The 16693-nt window shown below is 70.0% G+C and carries 15 protein-coding genes; 9 read left to right on the top strand and 6 right to left on the bottom strand.

Features of this window, described 5'->3' with window-relative positions:
• Window positions 1-10 precede the first annotated feature (10 nt).
• The 3 genes from IRT45_RS13625 to IRT45_RS13615 form a co-directional block, all read right to left on the bottom strand.
• A complete protein-coding gene (locus tag IRT45_RS13625) occupies window positions 11-859 on the bottom strand; it encodes an SDR family NAD(P)-dependent oxidoreductase (RefSeq protein WP_194806214.1) in 849 nt (282 codons plus the stop codon).
• A 5-nt stretch (window positions 860-864) separates the two neighbouring features.
• Window positions 865-2460, bottom strand: a complete 1596-nt coding sequence (locus IRT45_RS13620; protein WP_309240943.1) for an SMP-30/gluconolactonase/LRE family protein — start codon at window positions 2458-2460, stop codon at window positions 865-867.
• 350 nt (window positions 2461-2810) lie between these two features.
• On the bottom strand, window positions 2811-3512 hold the full coding sequence (locus IRT45_RS13615) for a DUF4389 domain-containing protein (protein ID WP_194806213.1): 702 nt from the start codon (window positions 3510-3512) through the stop codon (window positions 2811-2813).
• Between the two features lie 168 nt (window positions 3513-3680).
• On the opposite strand from IRT45_RS13615, the gene IRT45_RS13610 reads away from it, so the two are divergent.
• A complete protein-coding gene (locus IRT45_RS13610; protein ID WP_194806212.1) occupies window positions 3681-4502 on the top strand; it encodes an LLM class F420-dependent oxidoreductase in 822 nt (273 codons plus the stop codon).
• Between the two features lie 110 nt (window positions 4503-4612).
• Here IRT45_RS13610 and IRT45_RS13605 read toward each other — a convergent pair whose 3' ends face one another.
• Complete coding sequence (locus tag IRT45_RS13605) at window positions 4613-5419, bottom strand: FadR/GntR family transcriptional regulator (protein ID WP_194806211.1); 807 nt, start codon at window positions 5417-5419, stop codon at window positions 4613-4615.
• Window positions 5420-5513: 94 nt separating this feature from the next.
• On the opposite strand from IRT45_RS13605, the gene IRT45_RS13600 reads away from it, so the two are divergent.
• The 5 genes from IRT45_RS13600 to IRT45_RS13580 are packed head-to-tail and all read left to right on the top strand — an operon-like array spanning window position 5514 to window position 10771.
• Window positions 5514-6668 (top strand): acyl-CoA dehydrogenase family protein, encoded by a 1155-nt coding sequence (locus IRT45_RS13600; protein ID WP_194806210.1) that lies wholly within the window; start codon window positions 5514-5516, stop codon window positions 6666-6668.
• Window positions 6665-7624 carry an acyl-CoA dehydrogenase family protein gene (locus IRT45_RS13595; RefSeq protein ID WP_194806209.1) on the top strand — a complete coding sequence of 320 codons (960 nt, stop codon included), beginning with the start codon at window positions 6665-6667 and terminating at the stop codon, window positions 7622-7624. Before IRT45_RS13600 ends, IRT45_RS13595 begins: the two co-directional genes overlap by 4 nt.
• A 34-nt stretch (window positions 7625-7658) precedes the next feature.
• Entirely contained in the window at window positions 7659-8462 is an 804-nt protein-coding gene (locus IRT45_RS13590) for an enoyl-CoA hydratase/isomerase family protein (protein ID WP_309240942.1), read from the top strand.
• Window positions 8463-8465: 3 nt separating this feature from the next.
• Entirely contained in the window at window positions 8466-9650 is a 1185-nt protein-coding gene (locus IRT45_RS13585) for an acyl-CoA dehydrogenase family protein (RefSeq protein WP_194806208.1), read from the top strand.
• Window positions 9647-10771, top strand: coding sequence for an acyl-CoA dehydrogenase family protein (locus tag IRT45_RS13580; RefSeq protein ID WP_194806207.1), 1125 nt, complete (start codon window positions 9647-9649; stop codon window positions 10769-10771). Before IRT45_RS13585 ends, IRT45_RS13580 begins: the two co-directional genes overlap by 4 nt.
• A gap of 67 nt (window positions 10772-10838) precedes the next feature.
• On the opposite strand, the gene IRT45_RS13575 is transcribed toward IRT45_RS13580, so the two are convergent.
• Both IRT45_RS13575 and IRT45_RS13570 read right to left on the bottom strand, forming a co-directional pair.
• The gene (locus IRT45_RS13575) at window positions 10839-11618 is read right to left on the bottom strand and encodes an SDR family oxidoreductase (protein ID WP_309240941.1); all 780 of its coding nucleotides are present in this window, start codon (window positions 11616-11618) and stop codon (window positions 10839-10841) included.
• A gap of 28 nt (window positions 11619-11646) precedes the next feature.
• Window positions 11647-13182: a class I adenylate-forming enzyme family protein gene (locus IRT45_RS13570; RefSeq protein ID WP_309240940.1), complete on the bottom strand. Its 1536-nt coding sequence runs from the start codon at window positions 13180-13182 to the stop codon at window positions 11647-11649.
• Window positions 13183-13361: 179 nt separating this feature from the next.
• On the opposite strand from IRT45_RS13570, the gene IRT45_RS13565 reads away from it, so the two are divergent.
• Genes IRT45_RS13565 through IRT45_RS13555 form a run of 3 tightly spaced genes read left to right on the top strand, consistent with a single transcriptional unit; the run spans window position 13362 to window position 16615 of the window.
• Window positions 13362-14549 carry a CaiB/BaiF CoA transferase family protein gene (locus tag IRT45_RS13565; RefSeq protein WP_375540098.1) on the top strand — a complete coding sequence of 396 codons (1188 nt, stop codon included), beginning with the start codon at window positions 13362-13364 and terminating at the stop codon, window positions 14547-14549.
• Window positions 14546-15817, top strand: a complete 1272-nt coding sequence (locus IRT45_RS13560; protein WP_194806205.1) for an acetyl-CoA hydrolase/transferase family protein — start codon at window positions 14546-14548, stop codon at window positions 15815-15817. Before IRT45_RS13565 ends, IRT45_RS13560 begins: the two co-directional genes overlap by 4 nt.
• Complete coding sequence (locus IRT45_RS13555; protein ID WP_194806204.1) at window positions 15818-16615, top strand: enoyl-CoA hydratase/isomerase family protein; 798 nt, start codon at window positions 15818-15820, stop codon at window positions 16613-16615.
• The last annotated feature ends 78 nt before the right edge of the window (window positions 16616-16693 follow it).

Genomic DNA, 16693 nt, shown 5'->3' with positions numbered 1-16693 from the left:
TGACGGCGTCTCAGCGTGTGATGGCGGCGCGGAACCCGTCGTCCTCGAGGAACAGCGAGGTGTTGTCCGCGCCCAGATGGGTCCATTTCAGGTTCAGCCCGCCGTCCACCAGCAGGGTCTGCCCGGTGACGTAGCTCGACAGGTCCGACAGCAGGAACAGGATCGGCCCGGCCTGTTCCTCCGGCCGGGCGCGCCGGCCCATGGCGATGGCGCGGCGATCGCGCTCGGGGTCGGCGCCCACGTAGGTGCCCGAGGCCGGGGTCGCGGTGACGCCCGGGGCGACCGCGTTGACCCGGATGCCGTCGAGGGCCAGTTCGGCGGCCAGGGTCCGGGTCGCCGCCACGAGTGCGGCCTTCGCGGTGCCGTAGGCGATGTGGAAGGGGGCGGCGTTCATCCCGCTGATCGACGACAGCGACACGATCGAACCCGGCAGGCGGTGTGCTTTCAGTTCGGCGGCGACCGCCTGGCTGAAGAAGAACATCGTCTCCAGATTCCATTCCAGTAGTGCCCGCCAATCCGCGCGGGTGACCCGGGTGGCCGGCATCCACGTCGCCGGTGCCGCGCCGCCGGCGATATTGACCAGGCCGTACAGCTCGCCGTCGGCCGCGCGCGCGTGGTCGAGCACCGTCGCGATGCCCTCGTCGGTGGCGGCGTCGGCGGCCACCGTAACGATCGGAAGTCCCTGTGCCGCAAGGGGTGCGATATCGGCGGCGAGTTTGTCGCGGGAGCGGCCCACCGCGATCACCGAGGCGCCCGCCTCGGCGATGCGCCGGGTGACCGCCGTGCCGATGCCACCGCCACTCGCCCCGGAGACGATGACGACGCGGCCGTCGAGCCCGAAGAAGTCGTTGACCGTCACCGCGCTCACCGGCCGTCGCGCCGGATCGCGAGGACGCTGCCCTCGGCGTCGCCGGAAAGGTAGAGTGTGCCGTCGGGACCGGCGGCGATGCCGCTGAACGGTCCCTGCGGCCCGGAGAACGGCAGCAGGCCCCGCAACGGTTTGGGTGTCACCCCCGGCGGCGCGCCCACCGGCAGATTCCGCGCGATCGCCTGGCGCGCTTCGGTTTTCGGATCCAGGCCGATCAGTTCTTTGGCCTCGACATCGACGATGTACACCAGGTCGTCGTGGACCACCAGCCCGTGCGGACATCCGAGCCCGTCGGCCACGGTATCGGCCTTCGAGCCGTCGATCGCGACCACCCGGCCCGCGCCCGCTTCGGCGACCAGGCAGGTGCCGCCCGCGGTGAACGCCACGCCCATCGGATCGCGCAGTCCGCTCGCCAGCGGTTCGGTGCGCCCGTCGCGCACGGCGTGCACCGTGCCGGTGCCCCGGTCGGCGACCGCGACGGTGCCGTCGGGGGCGACCGCCACACCGTAGAGCTGGTCCAGCCCCTCGACGAGCACCTCACTCTGGCTGGCGGCCGGGCGATAGCGCGAGACCGACCCGTTGCCGGTGACGATGAGGTCCCCGTCGCCCGTCGCGGTGAGGCCGCGGATGTAGCCGGGATAACCGGGGCTGAAAAGCATTCCGGCGGTGGACAATTCGCCGCCCGGTGGGATGGCGAGCAGGAAGGTGCCGTCCGCGATGTAGAGGGTGCCGTCGGGACCGACGGTCAGATCGAGAGGCCAGGTCAGTCCGTCGGCGAGGGCGGTGCGGGTGGCCCCGCCGGCGAGGATTTCGGTGATCTTGCCGGTGAAACTGGAGACGAACAGCCGCTCGCCGACGAAGGTCAGGTTGTCCAGGCCGGGGCCGACGGTGGCGAGCACGGTTCGCTCGCCGCTGCGCGGATCGATGCGCACCACCTCGCCGGTCGCGACCTGGGTGGAGACGATGCGGCCGGCGGCATCGAATTTGACCGCATCCGGTCCGCCCAGATCGGCCGCGACCCGCTCGGGTTCACCACCGTCGGGGTCGATGCGCCAGATCTCGTTGCTGCCCAGCAGCGGATAATAGAGCTTGCCGTCGGGCCCGACCTCGAGGGCGTTCGGCATCGGCAGGCCGTCCAGCAGGATCCGCGGCGCGCCGCCGGCCGGATCCAATTCCATCAGCCGCCCGCCCGGGCGGCACTCGTCGACGAACAGCCGGCCCTGATGAAATGTGATGCCGTTGGCGCCGGGGAGATCGTCACGTAGCACCCGGGTTTCGCCCTTGCCGTCGCGAATGCTGACGCGGCCGTCGTAGTACTCGGTGATGTAGAGCTCGCCGTCGGGTGCGAAGGCGATGTCGTCGGGCGCGACGATATCGCTGCCCATCGCGCTGATCGTCTCCAGATCGCCGGAATCCGGGTCCAGGGCGCTGATCTGGCTGCCCGCCACCTGTGCGACATAGATCCGGCCGTCGGCGCCGGTGCGAATGCCGTTGGCGCCGAACAACCTGCTCGGTGCGGTGATGCGGTCGAGGGTCCACCCGTCGGCGACGCTCGCCGCAGTCGAGGTGAGGTAGCGCGCCGGTGTAGTCACCGCGAAGCCTCCGTAGTGCTGTGGGACGAGGGATCACCCGATTCGGTGCCGGCCGCCCGTCTCCCGCGAGACGATGGTGATGTATGACACCTTCTCGTTTGTGGAGAGCGTAGTTCTCCACTTCCTATCATTCAAGTGTTGTTATCATTGACAGGATTGACGTAGCATGGCTCAGTCGGGTTTCCGCTTCTGTCCGCGGCCCGTGGGGCGACACGTTCGTCTCGGTCGTGGAGCTGTCGGTGTGTGAAAACAGCTGCGCCGTCCGGCATTCGCGCCGGCCGTGGGTGAACGTGAGTCCGGCCGCGGGCGCGGAGTTGCCGCGCCCGCGGCCGGACCATACGGGGGAGTGATCAGACGGTATAGCCGGATTCCGGTGGGCGCGAGTCATTTTCGGGTTCACGCGGTCCTTGGTCCAGCCGGAACGGCGGGTACTCGTCGCGCATCAGCGACACGTAGGCCCGGACTCGCAGCGTCCATCGGTTCATGCCGAGTACGAAGGCGAACAGCCCGTGCGGGTACCGGCCGGTGAACAGTAGTGCGATCGCCGCGATGAAGACGAGGATGCCGAGCAGCGGAATCCAGATGACGGCGGTCCCGTCGTCGTCTCCGCCCCAGTACCGCGAGCTGCCGACGAACGCCCAGACGACCAGATACTGCGGGATCGCCAGCAACCACCATTTGATGAGGACCAGACCCCGGTGCAGCCGCTCGGGATAGTCGACGTCGAGATCGGCCGGATAGCTCTCGTCGGACCGGAGACTGAACGGGGGATATCGATCGGTGCCGAGTGCCGAGAGCGCGTAGAACCGCACGCGCCACGACCAGCGCAGGACGCCGACGTTGAAATCGAACAGCCCACGAGGATAGCGGCCGGTGATCAGGATGGCGAAGAACGCGATGACCGTCACCACCGCATAGGCGATATGTAGGAAGAACAGCACGATGTAATGCGGTATCGCCAGAATCCATTTGACGATCCACTGCCAGCGCGACAGCGCGGGGTCCAGATCGCCGCGCACGCGGACCGGGTAGGGAGATGCCTCGGGTTGCATGTCACGCTCCTCTCGGCGGTCGCGGCCCAACCGAGCCGCGTCGGATATGCACGATTGTTTCGCATTCACGCTGCGCGCAGGGGCAATTCGGGCCGGTGCGCGTCACCCCCCGCGAGACATCCGCCGAGGCGGGGAATACGCGGATGCGATGGCGAGGTTCGGCCTCGTATGAAGATCGGAGTCAACACCTTCCTGACCGATGAGGGCATCGGTCCCCGGGTTCTCGGACCGGCACTCGAGGAGCGCGGATTCGAATCGCTGTTCCTCGCCGAACATTCCCACATTCCGGCGAGCCGGGAAACGCCGTACCCGGGCGGCGGCGAGCTCCCGCGTGTGTACTACCGCACCTTCGATCCGTTCGTAGCGCTCGCCGCGGTGGCGATCGTGACCGAACGCCTGGTGCTCGGTACCGGTGTCACGCTGCTGATCCAGCGCGACCCGATCCACACCGCCAAGGAGGTGGCCACCCTCGACCACCTTTCCGGCGGGCGGGTGGTCTTCGGTGTCGGTGTCGGCTGGAACCGTGAGGAGATGGCCGACCACGGCACCGACCCGCGGACACGCGGCGCCCTGCTGGACGAGCAACTGGCCGCGATCCGGGCGATCTGGACCCAGGATCTGGCCGAATACCACGGCCGCTTCGTCGATTTCGACCCGATCTTCGCCTGGCCCAAGCCGGTGCAGCGACCGCATCCGCCGATCTTCGTCGGGGGCGGGGAGGTCGCGGCGCGGCGTGCGGTGCGCCTCGGTATCGGGTGGGTGCCCAACGGCGTGGCCGATCCTTCGGAGGTGCCGGCGCAACTGGCCGCCGTCGGCGACAGCGACATTCCGATCGCGATCACGCCGGTCGCGCCCGAGCCCGCACTGCTGGATGCCTATGCGGAGGCCGGCGTCGAGCGGGTGACGCTGTCGTTGCCGACCCTGCCGGAATCGGAATCGCTGCGCGCTCTCGACGAATTCGCCGCCGTCGCCGAGCGCTACCGCGACTGAGGTGTTGCTGGGCAGTGTCGTGACGGCATACTCACGGCGCTGCCCGCAAGTGCGAATGGGGCGCGCAGCCGATCCGAACGCGCTGTGCCCTTGAGCTTTTCGATCGGTACCTACAGTCTCGCGCGCGGACCCGCGGCGATGGCCTGACGTGCCAGATCCGAGGAAGCGTTGACCACACCGGAGTCGTAGCGTTCGAGCACGACGGACTGGGTCGCGCGCAGGTGGGCGCGGGCCAGGCGTTCGGCCTCGGCGTCGTCGCCGTCGGCGATCGCGGTGACCAGCCGGGCGTGCACCCGGGCCGCGTCGTGGGCCTGTGGTTTCGACGGGTATTCCCCGCGCCGGGTGAGTGTCTCGGCCCACGCCTGCTCCTGTGCCGACCACAGGGTGACCAGGCTGGACACCACGCAGCGCACCGTCGCGTTCGGGGTGAAAGCGACCACCAGGTCGTGGAATTCGCGCGCGGTGCGGGTGAAGGCCACACCGTCGCCGACCACTTCCTCGCAGGCGTGGATATTGGCCTCGAGTGCAGGGACCACGACCTCGGCGCGGTCGGGACGGCGCGCGCATTCGGCGGCGCACAGCGGTTCGAGCATCTGCAGCGCGGCCGCCAGATCGCCGAGGGTGACTCGCGCCCCCTGGAGTGCCAGACCCAGGTGGTAGGCGGCGGAGGTTTCGTCGGGCCGGTGGACCTCCGCGCCGCCGACATTGCCGCGCCGCACGGTGACCAGTCCCTCGGTCTCGAGGATGCGCAGCGATTCCCGGATCGAGGGATAGCTGACGCCGAATTCCTTCACCAGCTGGTCCTGAGTGGGCAGGCGATAGTCGTCGTCGCCGGAGAGGATGCGGGTACGCAGCTCGGAGGCGACCGTTTCGGCGATGCGGCGCTGCGGAATCCGCCCGCGACGCGCGGTGGTCACGCGGGCTGCCTTTGGTCCATGCACGGATTCTAACCAGGCCGTGCTGACCATTCAAATATTGCTATCCTTGTGAGGATTGACGTACCGTCGGGTGATGGACTTCACGATGGGGGAGGCCGCCGACGCGCTGCGAGATGACTTGCGGCGCTTGGTGTCCCAGCATGTCCCCGCCGATTTCCTGGGCGCCTTCACCGACGATCCGGCCGATCTCGCCGTAGCGCAGCAGTTCTGCGGGGTCCTGGCCGAGCGCGGACTGCTGTGCGCGGCCTGGCCCCGCGAGTTCGGCGGGCGCGGCGGATCGGTGTGGGAGCAGACGGTGGTCCGCGAGGAGATGTGGGCCCACCACGAGCCGCGCGGCGCCCAGTACATGGGGGTCAACTGGGTCGGCCCGGCGCTCATGCGGCACGGCACCCCGCGGCAGCAACGCACCCATCTGCCGCCGATCGCGCGCGGTGAGGTGATCTGGTGCCAGGGATTCAGCGAACCCGAGGCGGGCTCGGATCTGGCGTCGCTGCGCACCACGGCCCGCCGCGACGGCGACGGCTGGCTGATCAGCGGGCAGAAGATCTGGACCTCCTACGCCACCATGGCGCAGTGGTGTTTCCTGCTGGCGCGCACGGCCACCGGCGCCCGCAAACACCACGGGCTGACCATCTTCCTGGTGCCGATGTCCTCGCCGGGGGTCCAGGTGCGGCCGATCCGGGCCATGATGGGCCCGCACCATCTGAACGAGGTGTTCTTCGACGAGTTGCGGGTGACCGAGGACGATGTGCTCGGCACGGTCGGCGAAGGCTGGGCGGTCGTGCAGGAGGTGCTGGCCTTCGAACGCGTCGGCATCGCTCGCTACGCCCGATGTGAACGACTGCTGCGTGCGGCGCCGCAGGTCCTGGGCGATCGCTGGGCGGAGGTGCCGGCCGAATTGCGCGGGCGCTGGGCGCGCATGCTGGTGCATTGCCGCCGGGCACGGTTGCTGGCCTATCGGGTGATCGCGATGCAGAACGGGGACCGGGTGGCGCCCGCGGATGCCGCTGCCTATCGGATCGCCGTGACCCGGCTCGATCAGGACAGTGCCGAAGTACTCGCCGAACTGGCAGACCAGCTCGACACCGCACCGGATACGCAGCGGGAGAGCTGGTTTCGCCGCGCGGTCGCCGACCATTGGCGGTACTCGCAGGCCGCGACCATCGCTTCGGGAAGTATCGAAATGCAGCGACTGCTGTTGTCGCGGGCCTTGCTGGGGGCGTCGTGAACATCGACCTGAGCAGGGAGGCCACCGACTACGGCCGCGAGGCGAGCCGGGCCTTCGCGGCCGCGGGCGGGGACCGGCTGATCCAGGACGCCGAGGCCGATCCGTCCCGTCGCGCCGACATCGTCGCGCCCGTCCTGGCCGGGCTCGGCGCGTGGGAGCTGGATCCGCGTCGCGACGGCGACGATCTGGAAGCGGCGGCGGCCTTGTGCCGCAGTGCCGGCTACCGGGCGCTGCCGTATCCGCTGGCCGAACGGCTCTCGCGGCCGCTCGACGCGGAGGCCGACGGTCTGGTGGTGGTCACCGAATCCCGCCCTCGGGGTGCGGTCGCCGATCTGGACTTGCGGTGGGCGGCAGTCACCGTGGAGGGCAAGCTCTTTCAGGCGCGGCCGCTGCCCGACGGTGCGTCGCCGCGGACCTCCGCCTTCGTGACGCCGCTGGCACTGACCTCGGTCGGGGCGGCCGGGAGCACGGACGCGGCACTCGCGCTGACGCTCAACTGCTGGACGCTGCTGGGCATGCTGGACCGCGCCCTGGACCTCACCCGCTCCCATGTCCTGATGCGCACCCAGTTCGGACAGCCGCTGGCGAAATTCCAGGGCGTTCAATTTCAGCTCACCGATGCCGAAGTCGAACGCAGCGGACTGGATGTCCTCGCGAAATACGCCTTGTGGAGCGTCCGGTGCGGCGGGGAAGATGCTCTCGGCGACGCGCTCGCGGCGCGGGTCGCCGCGCTCGATGCCGCCGAAATCGTCTTCCGGGTCGCCCACCAGTTGCACGGGGCCATCGGCTTCTGCGACGAATCGCCGCTGTCGTGGTTGTCGCGCTACAGCCTGCCGCTGCGCCGGCTGCCGTGGGCGAGTTCCGGGACGCGCGATCGGCTGACCCGCCATCTCGGCACACGGGGCCTGCCCGGGCCGTTCGACGGCGGGGAGGCAGTCGATGCGACATGGCAGTGAGTGCACATATGCACCGAATGCGAAAGTGCGGTAAGTGCCTGTGACGGACGATATTCCGACCTACGACCTGCCCGATGTGCTGACCGTGACGGGGAGCGGGCCGGTGCGAACGGTGACCATCAACCGGCCCGGTGAATTGAACGCCGTGAACGAACCGCTGCACTGGGCGCTCGCCCATGTGTGGCGGCAGCTCGCGGCCGACACCGCGGCGAAGGTGGTCGTCGTGACCGGCGCCGGCCGGGCCTTCAGCGCGGGCGGTGACCTGGACTGGATCACCTCCTTCCTCGACGATCCGGTGGCGCGGGAGGAGAGTCTGCGCGAAGGCGCGCAGATCATCGAGGAGATGTTGCGTTTCCCGCTGCCGGTGATCGCCGCGGTGAACGGTCCCGCCATGGGTCTGGGCGCGAGCGTTGCCGTCCTGTCGGATGTGGTGTTGATGTCGCGCAGCGCGTATCTGGCCGATCCGCATGTGAGCGTGGGGCTGGTCGCCGGTGACGGGGGCGCGGCCTTCTGGCCGCTGCTCACTCCGCTGCTGCGCTCGCGCGTCTACCTCTACACCGGTGACCGCATCGACGCCCCGACCGCCGTCGACTTGGGGCTGGCCACCGCGGTATCCGAACCGGAGGATCTGCTCGACGACGCCCTGCGGCTGGCGCGACGGCTCGCCGCGCAACCGGCGCCGGCGCTGCGGGCCACCAAGCGCGTGGCGAACATGTATCTGTCACAGGCTCTCAGCGGTGCGATGCAGGCGGGATTCGCCGCCGAATCGGTCACCATGTGCTCACCCGAACATCGTGAACGGCTGCTGGCGCTGCGGCGCTCGGCGGCCCGGAGGTAGCCGATGGATGCCCTGGCCGAATTCCGGGAGCAGGTGCGGCAGTGGTGCGCGGCGAATATTCCGCCCGCGTGGCGGGCGCGGCAGACCGGCGCCACGGATGCGGAATTCGTGGACTTCCAACAGGAATGGTTTCAACGCCTGCGGGCGGGCGGCTTCGCGGTGCCGCACTGGCCGCGGGAGTGGGGCGGCGGTATGCCGGTCGCGCAGCAGGCGGTGCTGTATTCCGAACTCGCCGCGCACGACGCCCCGCGGCTGGTGCTGGCGTTCGTCTCGATTCATCACGCGGCCTCGACGCTGCTGGCCGCGGGGACCGCCGCGCAACGCGAGCGGCATCTGCCCGCGATTCTGGACGGCGAGATCTGGTGCCAGGGTTTCTCCGAACCCGACGCCGGATCGGATATGGCGGCCTTGCGCACCTCCGCGCGCCGCCACGGCGACACCTACGTGGTCAACGGCCGCAAACTCTGGGCCAGCGGCGCGGCGTTCGCCGACTGGTGCCTGCTGCTGGCCCGCACCGATTCGAAAGCCCCGCAACGGCACGGGATTTCATACTTCCTGCTCGATATGCGTTCATCCGGGGTGGAGGTGCGGCCGATCCGGCAGGCCACCGGGGAGTGGCATTTCTGCGAAATCTTCCTCGACGAGGTCGAGATACCCGCGGCGAATCTCATCGGTCCCGAACATCAGGGCTGGCAGGTGGCGCAGCGGACACTCGGCGCCGAACGCGGGCTGACGATGCTCGAACTGGCGGAACGGCTGGCGCACGGCGGTTTCCGGCGACTGGTCTCGCTGTGCGCGCGGCCACGTCCCGGTGGCGGATGTGCGCTGGACGATCCACCGGTCGCGGACCGGCTGGCGCGGCTGGAAACCGAACTGGCCGGCCTGCGGGGTTTGTGCGCGGATCTGGTCGCGGCCGAGCGGCCCGGCCCGGCCGATGCCTCGATCGTGAAGTTGTACTACAGCGAACTGCTGCAGCGGATGACGGACTTCGGAACGGAAGTGGCGGGGGTGAGCGCCCATACGGTGCTGCGCAAACCGCGGTCCAGCGGATGGGAGTCGGGGGCCTGGATGCTCGACTTCCTCGGCTCGTGGGAGTGGACCATTCCCGGCGGCACCAGCGAGATCCAGCGCACCATCATCGGAGAACGCGGACTCGGCCTGCCGCGGGAACCGGTGGTGCCGCGATGACCGGGCAGCTGTCGGAGCCGGTGACCGATTTCGCGGAGGTGCACGACGAGTTGCGCGCGGTGGCGCGGCGCGTCCTCGGGGCGACCGCGCCGGGGGAGCCGCAGGACTGGACGCCGATCGCGGCATCGGGGTGGCCGGGTCTCGAGGTGGCCGCCGAATTCGACGGCGCGGGAGCCACATTCGCCGAAGTCGCGGTGGTGCTGCGGGAGATGGGCCGCGCCCTCATCCACAGCCCTTACGCCTCGGTGACGGCGCTGACGCTGCCCGCGCTCGCCGCGGTGGCGCCGAACGCCGCCCGGGACCGGTTGTTGCGCGCGACGGCCGGTGGCGCGGATGTGCCGATCGTGGTGGCGGGCGGGGACGCCGCGCCACCGTGGAGCGGGTCCGCTGGATTCGTCCCGTTCCGGATCGAGCGCCGCGATGACGCCGTATACCTGTCCGGCACAGCGGAATTCGCCGCCGATGTCACCGCCGCGACCACGCTGTTGATTCCGGCGAGGGAACCGGGCGGATCGGCGGTTCTGGTGGCGGTGTCACCCGGCTCGCCCGGTCTCGCGGTCACCGGGCAGCCGATTCTCGACGCGACCCGCACCGTCGGCGCGGTGCACGCCGAGCACGCCCGCGTCCAGGCGGAGTCGGTGTGGCCCTGGACAGGGGCCGACCCGCTGCGCGTGTTGTTCGAGCGAGCCGCGCTGGCCACCGCGATCGACAGCGTCGGACTCGCCGAGGCGGCCCTGGAAGCCACCGTCGCCCACGTGCGCACCCGCGAACAGTTCGGCCGGCCGGTCGGGTCCTTTCAAGCGGTGAAACACGCGTGCGCGGATATTCTCGTCGCACTGCGTGTCGCGAGCCGGCTCGTCGACGCCGCCGTCGCCGCGCACGTCCGCGGCGGCGCGGATGCGTGGATCGCGGTCGCCCGGGCCAAGTCCCACGCCTGCGCCGTCGCGGTCGACATCGCCGGAAAGGCCATGCAACTGCACGGCGGAATGGGATACACCTGGGAGACCGGCATCCACCGCTACCTGGAACGCGCCACCTTCAACCGCGCACTGTTCGGCTCCCCGGCCGAACACAGAGCACACCTCGCCCGCCGCTACCGGGATCCGGCCTTCACACCCTGAGGGTTTCCTCGACATCGAATGCCGGACCGGACGCCATGCGCATCCGAGCTTGCGAGTTCGGTAGGGGTCAGCGGGCGGTCCACCCGCCGTCGACGACGATCGTCTGACCCGTGACATAGCCCGCGGCATCACCCGCCAGCCAGGCGACCGCGCCCACCACGTCCTCCGGTGTGCCGTGGCGGGGCAGGGGAGTGTTGCGGCGCAGATAATCGCGGGGGCGCTCGTTGTCGTAGAGCGGGGCGGTGATCTCGCTGCGGAAGAAGCCCGGGGCCACCGTGTTCACCCGGATGGAGTGGCGGGCCCACTGGACCGCCAATTCGGCTGTCAGACCGGACAATCCCGCCTTGCTGGCGGCGTAGGACGCCTGCGGGATGCCGGGGATGCCCACCCGGCCACTGATCGAGGAGATGTTGACGATACTGCCGCGGCCGACCGTGCGCATATGCTCGAACACCGCCTGCGACAGCAGCAGCGGTGCGGCCAGATTCAGCTCCAGGGTGGACCGGATGGCCGACAGCGGTTCGGATTCCGCGCGTTCCTCGGTGAACATGGTGCCCGCCGCGTTGACCAGGATTTCCGGCGGACCGAGCGCGGCGGCCGTGGCCTCGGCGATGGCGCCGATCCGGTCGAGTTCCGACAGGTCGGCGGTGACGGCGAGGCCGTCGATCTCCGCGGCCAGCTCGTCCAGCCGCTCGCGCCGGCGCGCCACCACCGCTACCCGGGCGCCGAGTCCGGCAAGGGTGCGGACCACGGCTGCTCCGAGGCCCGATGACGCCCCGGTCACGATCGCGACCCGGCCCTTCAGGTCGAAGACGTCCGCCCCGCCGGAGCTGTGCTGTCCGGTCACCGCGTACTTCCTTTCCTCGCAGCGGGTTTCATGAGGGTGCGCCGGGCGGTGACGGCGGTTCGCCGGGCCGTGCGGCCACCAGCGCCGCGAGTTCGGTGCGCTGGATCTTGCCCATCGCATTCACCGGCAGCGCCGGCACCTGAACCCAGCGCTCGGGCACCTTGTAGCTCGCGAGTTCGCGCCGGCACCACGCCGTCAGCGCATCGAAATCCAGTGCCGGACCCGAACTCTCGACCACGGCGGCGACGCGCTGGCCGAGCCGTTCGTCGGGTATCGCGCAGACCGCGGCGGCGGCGACCTGCGGATATCCGGTGATGACGCGCTCCACCTCGAGCGGATAGACGTTCGCGCCGCCACGGATGATCACCAGCTTCTTGCGGTCGATCACCCGCAGCCAGCCCCCCTCGTCGACGGTGCCGATATCGCCGGTCGGTAGCGGCAGCTGCTCGCCCGGGCGCACGCGGCCATCGGCCCAGTAACCCAGCATCGGTGTCCATCGATTCGCCCACGGCCCGGCCGATGCGGGGGACAGCCGCAATTCACCCGGCTCACCGGCAGGCAGGCGGTGCCCATCGTCGTCGTAGGCGGCTACATCGAATTGCGGCGTCACCCGGCCGCTCGTGCCCGGCCGCCACGCCGAACCGGGCGGGTCGATCGACACCACGGTCGGCGCCTCGGTGAGCCCGTAGGTGACGCGCGGAACCAGGCCGTGAGCCTCGGCGAAGGCGTCGCGCACCGCGTCGGAGGTGTCGCTGCCACCGCTCCACACCTCACGGAGCGAGCTCGAATCGACAGTGCGGCGGGCCAGATCGTAGAGCTGGGCGGGTGCGCCGTTCCACACCGTAACTCGATGTGCGGCAATCCATTCCGCCACGCCGTCGGCGTCGCGCCGGTTCATGATCACCGCGGTGCCGCCGGCCTGGGCGGTGGTGAGGGTGGACAGGATCATCATGTTGAGAATGGTCAGCGCGAAACTGTCGCCGCGGCGCAGATCCGGACCCCAGCCGCGGGTCGCCACCGTGACCGCGCCCGGCAGCAGCATGCCGCGCTGGGAATGCACGACGGCCTGGGGAACCCCGGAGGTGCCGCTGGTGAACGCGATTCCGGCCGGTGCCTCGGGATTGAGCTCCACGCGCGGCGCGGGGTCGGCCGCGCGGAGCAGCCCGGCCCATCGGTCGGGATCGACAGCGTGCGAAACTCGCGGTTCGAATCGCGGTCCCGCCAGCACGACCGACGGCTCCACCAGATCGCACAGCAGCTGTTGTTCGGAGGCTGCGGCCGCCTCGCCGATTCCGGCCCACACCGCGCCGATCCGCTGGGCGCCGTGGAAGGCCGCCACGATGGGCAGATCGTTGGGCAGGCACGCCGCGACCCGATCGCCCGGGCGCACCCCGAGTCGCCACAGCGCACCCGCCGCCCGCCCCGCCGCCTCGTCGAGTTCGGCATACGTCCACGCGCCCGACACCGCTTCGATCGCGGTGGCGTCGGGCCGGGTGGCCAGCATCGGATCGAGGATCGCGGCGACCGAAGCGGGAATCCGCACGCCGTTGTTGTCACTGCCCACCGAACCTTGATATCACTATCCTTGTAAAGATTCATCAGATAGCCTGAAGATGTTGCCCCCGAGGGCGGTTCGCGACTCCGCGCCGCCGGTGGGCTTCGATTCCACGTGCCCGGACGCCGTGGTCACGCCCGTCCGGAGCCGGTCGTCGCGCGGAAGTGTCGAACGAGGAGGCACCGATCATGCAGCCGCCGAACACCGCCGCCGGTCCGCTGGCGGGGGTGCGGGTCGTCGACCTGACCGCGATGGTCATGGGCCCGTACTGCACCCAGATCATGGCCGATATGGGCGCGGAGGTGATCAAGATCGAGCCGCCCGCCGGGGACAACACTCGCTACATCTCCGCCGGACCGGAACCCGGAATGGGCGGGGTGTTCGTCAACGTCAACCGCGGCAAACGCAGCGTGGTGCTGGATCTGCGCACCGAGTCCGGCAAGGCGGCACTGCGCGCAGTGATCCGCACCGGCGATGTGTTCATCCATTCGATGCGCGGACGGGCGATCGCGGCTCTGGGTTTCGACTATCCGGCGGTGGCGGCGGTGAATCCGGCGATCGTCTACACCAACTGCTACGGCTACGGCCGCCGCGGCCCGGCCGCCGATCGCACCGCCTACGACGACACGGTCCAGGCCGAATGCGGACTGCCCTATGTGCAACAACGCCTGACCGGCAACACCGCCTACGTCGGCACCATCATGGCCGACAAGATCGCCGGCCTGACCGCCCTGTACGCGACGGTGATGGCGCTGTTCCATCGGGAACGGACCGGCGAGGGCCAGGAGGTGGAGGTCGCCATGTTCGAGACGATGGCGGCGTTCATGCTCGTGGAGCACGCCGCCGGCGCTCTGTTCGAACCGGCGCTCGCGCCGCCGGGATATCCGCGTGCGCTCACCCCCGACCGCAAGCCCTACCGCACCGCCGACGGATACCTCGCGGCACTGGTCTACAACGACAAACAGTGGATCGCGTTCGTCGACGCCGTGCGTCCGCCCTGGGCCACAGACGAATTCGCCACCCTCGCCCAGCGGGCCGCGCGGATCGAGGAGGTCTACGCCCTGCTGGCCGACACGTTCCGGGAGCGCACGACACAGCAGTGGCTGGACCTGCTCGGGGCACTCGAGATCCCGGCGGCGCCGGTGAACTCCCTGGACGCGCTGTTCCACAATCCGCATCTCGAGGCGGTGGGCTTCTTCGAAACCGTCGACACGCCGAACGGTCCGGTGCGCTTCCCAGGGCCGCCTGCGTGGTTCTCCCGGACTCCCGGCCGCGTGGCCGGACCGGCGCCGCGGCTGGGCGCCCACACCGCCGAACTCGTCGGCGATCGGGACAGCGGTCTGGCGCGTGCCGGTGACGGCGGAGGCGCCGCATGACGGTGGTGCGCGATCCGGCGGACCTGGATCTGAGCGAATTCCTGCGAACCGGCGATCATCTCGTGATCGGGCAGGCCTGCGGCGAACCGCCGACCCTGGTCGAAATCCTGTTGCGGCAAGGCGCGGGGATCGGCGGGCTGACCGTTTTCATCGCTACCAGTTTCTCCGGATCGTTCACCCCGGCCGCCACGGCCGGCCTGCGGATGCGCAGTATGGGCGCGATCGGCGCGCTGCGTGGCCTGACCGCCTCGCACGCGCTCGAGGTGATCGCCTGCCACGTCGGGCAGATCGGGCCGATGCTCGAATCCGGCGCGCTGCGGTGCGATTGCGCCTTCGTTCAGGTCGCGCCCGCCGACCGGCACGGCAACCACAGCCTCGGGCTGGTGAGCGACCATGTCGCCGCGGCGGTACGCGCCGCGCGGGTGGTGGTGGCCGAGATCAACGAGCAGGTGCCGTGGACCTACGGCGAATCGATTCCCGGCAGCGCGATCGACTACGCGGTCGAGGTATCGCGACCGCCGGTCACCGTCGCCCCGCCGCGGATCGGACCCGTCGACGAGGCGATCGCACGCCACGCGGCCGCCTTCATCGGCGACGGTGCCGTGGTGCAGACCGGGATCGGCGCGGTGCCCGACGCGCTGTTGCGGATGCTGGGCGACCGGGTGGATCTCGGTGTGCACTCCGGAATGATCGGCGACGGCCTGGTCGACCTCGTCGAGGCGGGCGCGATCACCAACGCTCGCAAGCGCATCGACACCGGCGTCTCGGTGACCGGCGCGCTGATCGGCACCCGCCGGCTCTACGACTTCGCCGACCGCAACCCCGCGATTCGCATGTGCCCGGCCACCTACACCCATGACGCCGCCGTGCTCGCCCGGCTCGACGATCTGGTGTCGATCAATTCCGCGGTGGAGGTCGACCTCACCGGACAGGTCAACGCCGAACAGCACGGAACGGCCTATCTCGGCGGCACCGGCGGACAGGTCGATTTCGTGCGCGGGGCGGCGCGCGCTCGCGGCGGGCACGCCATCATCGCGCTACCCGCCACCGCCAAGGGCGGCACTGTGAGCCGGATCAGCGCCGCGCTGTCGGGCCCGGTCACCACCGCGCGCAGCGAAACCGACATCGTCGTCACCGAATTCGGCGCGGCCGAGCTGGCGGGGCGCACCCTCGCCGAGCGGGCGCGCCGGTTGACCGCCATCGCGCATCCCGATTTCCGCGAGGACCTGGAACGGGCCGCGGCCGAGATCACGAAGCGAGGATTCTGAATGGCCGGCACACCCGCGACCGATTCACCCGGCACCGGGGCGGTGCTGTTCGACGCCCGCGCCGACGGCATCGCCGTCATCACGCTGAACCGGCCCGCCACGCGCAACTGCCTGGACGCCGAGATCCGCGCGGGTCTGTTCGCCGCCTGGGACCGCTTCGAACACGATGCGGCGCTGCGGATCGCGATCCTCACCGGCGCGGGCGACAAGGCCTTCTGCGCCGGGGGCGATCTGAAGGAGATGGTCGCGACCGGGATGCGGGTGCCGCCGCGGGAGATGTACCCGCTGCCCTACGACACCGTCGAGTTGTCGAAGCCGACCATCGCCGCGGTGAACGGCGCCGCGTTCGCCGGCGGATGGATGATCGCGCAGGCCTGCGATCTGTGTGTCGCCGCGACGACCGCGCGTTTCGCGGTGACCGAGGTGAAGGTCGGCCGCAGCTCCCCGTGGGCGGCGCCGCTGATCCACATGATCCCGCAGCGCATCATGATGGAACTGCTGCTGACCGGCGCCCCCATCGACGCGCGGCGAGCCTACGAGATCGGTCTGGTCAATCGCCTCGCCGAACCCGAGCGACTGCTGGACACCGCGATCGAGCTGGCCGGCGAAATCCTCAGCGGCGCACCACTTTCGGTCCGCGCCGCGCGCGAGACGGTTATGCTCGCCACCGAGATGGGCCGTGCGGCGGCCCTGCGGGCGGCCCGCGCGGCCAGTGAACACTGTTATCGGAGCGAGGATGCGCAGGAGGGGCCGGCGGCGTTCGCCGCACGTCGCTCACCGGTGTGGAAGGGGCGTTGACCGGTGCCGGCCGCGCTCGTGATACGTCCGCTGTGTCGGATCTGATCTGAGGCAAAAGTCGGCACAAATGAGACCCTT

This window comes from Nocardia sp. BSTN01 (assembly GCF_015354405.1).
In the GTDB taxonomy this organism is placed as follows: Bacteria; Actinomycetota; Actinomycetes; order Mycobacteriales; family Mycobacteriaceae; genus Nocardia.
Note: the sequence above shows the minus strand (reverse complement) of the source record. Positions and strands in the feature narration are given on the sequence as shown.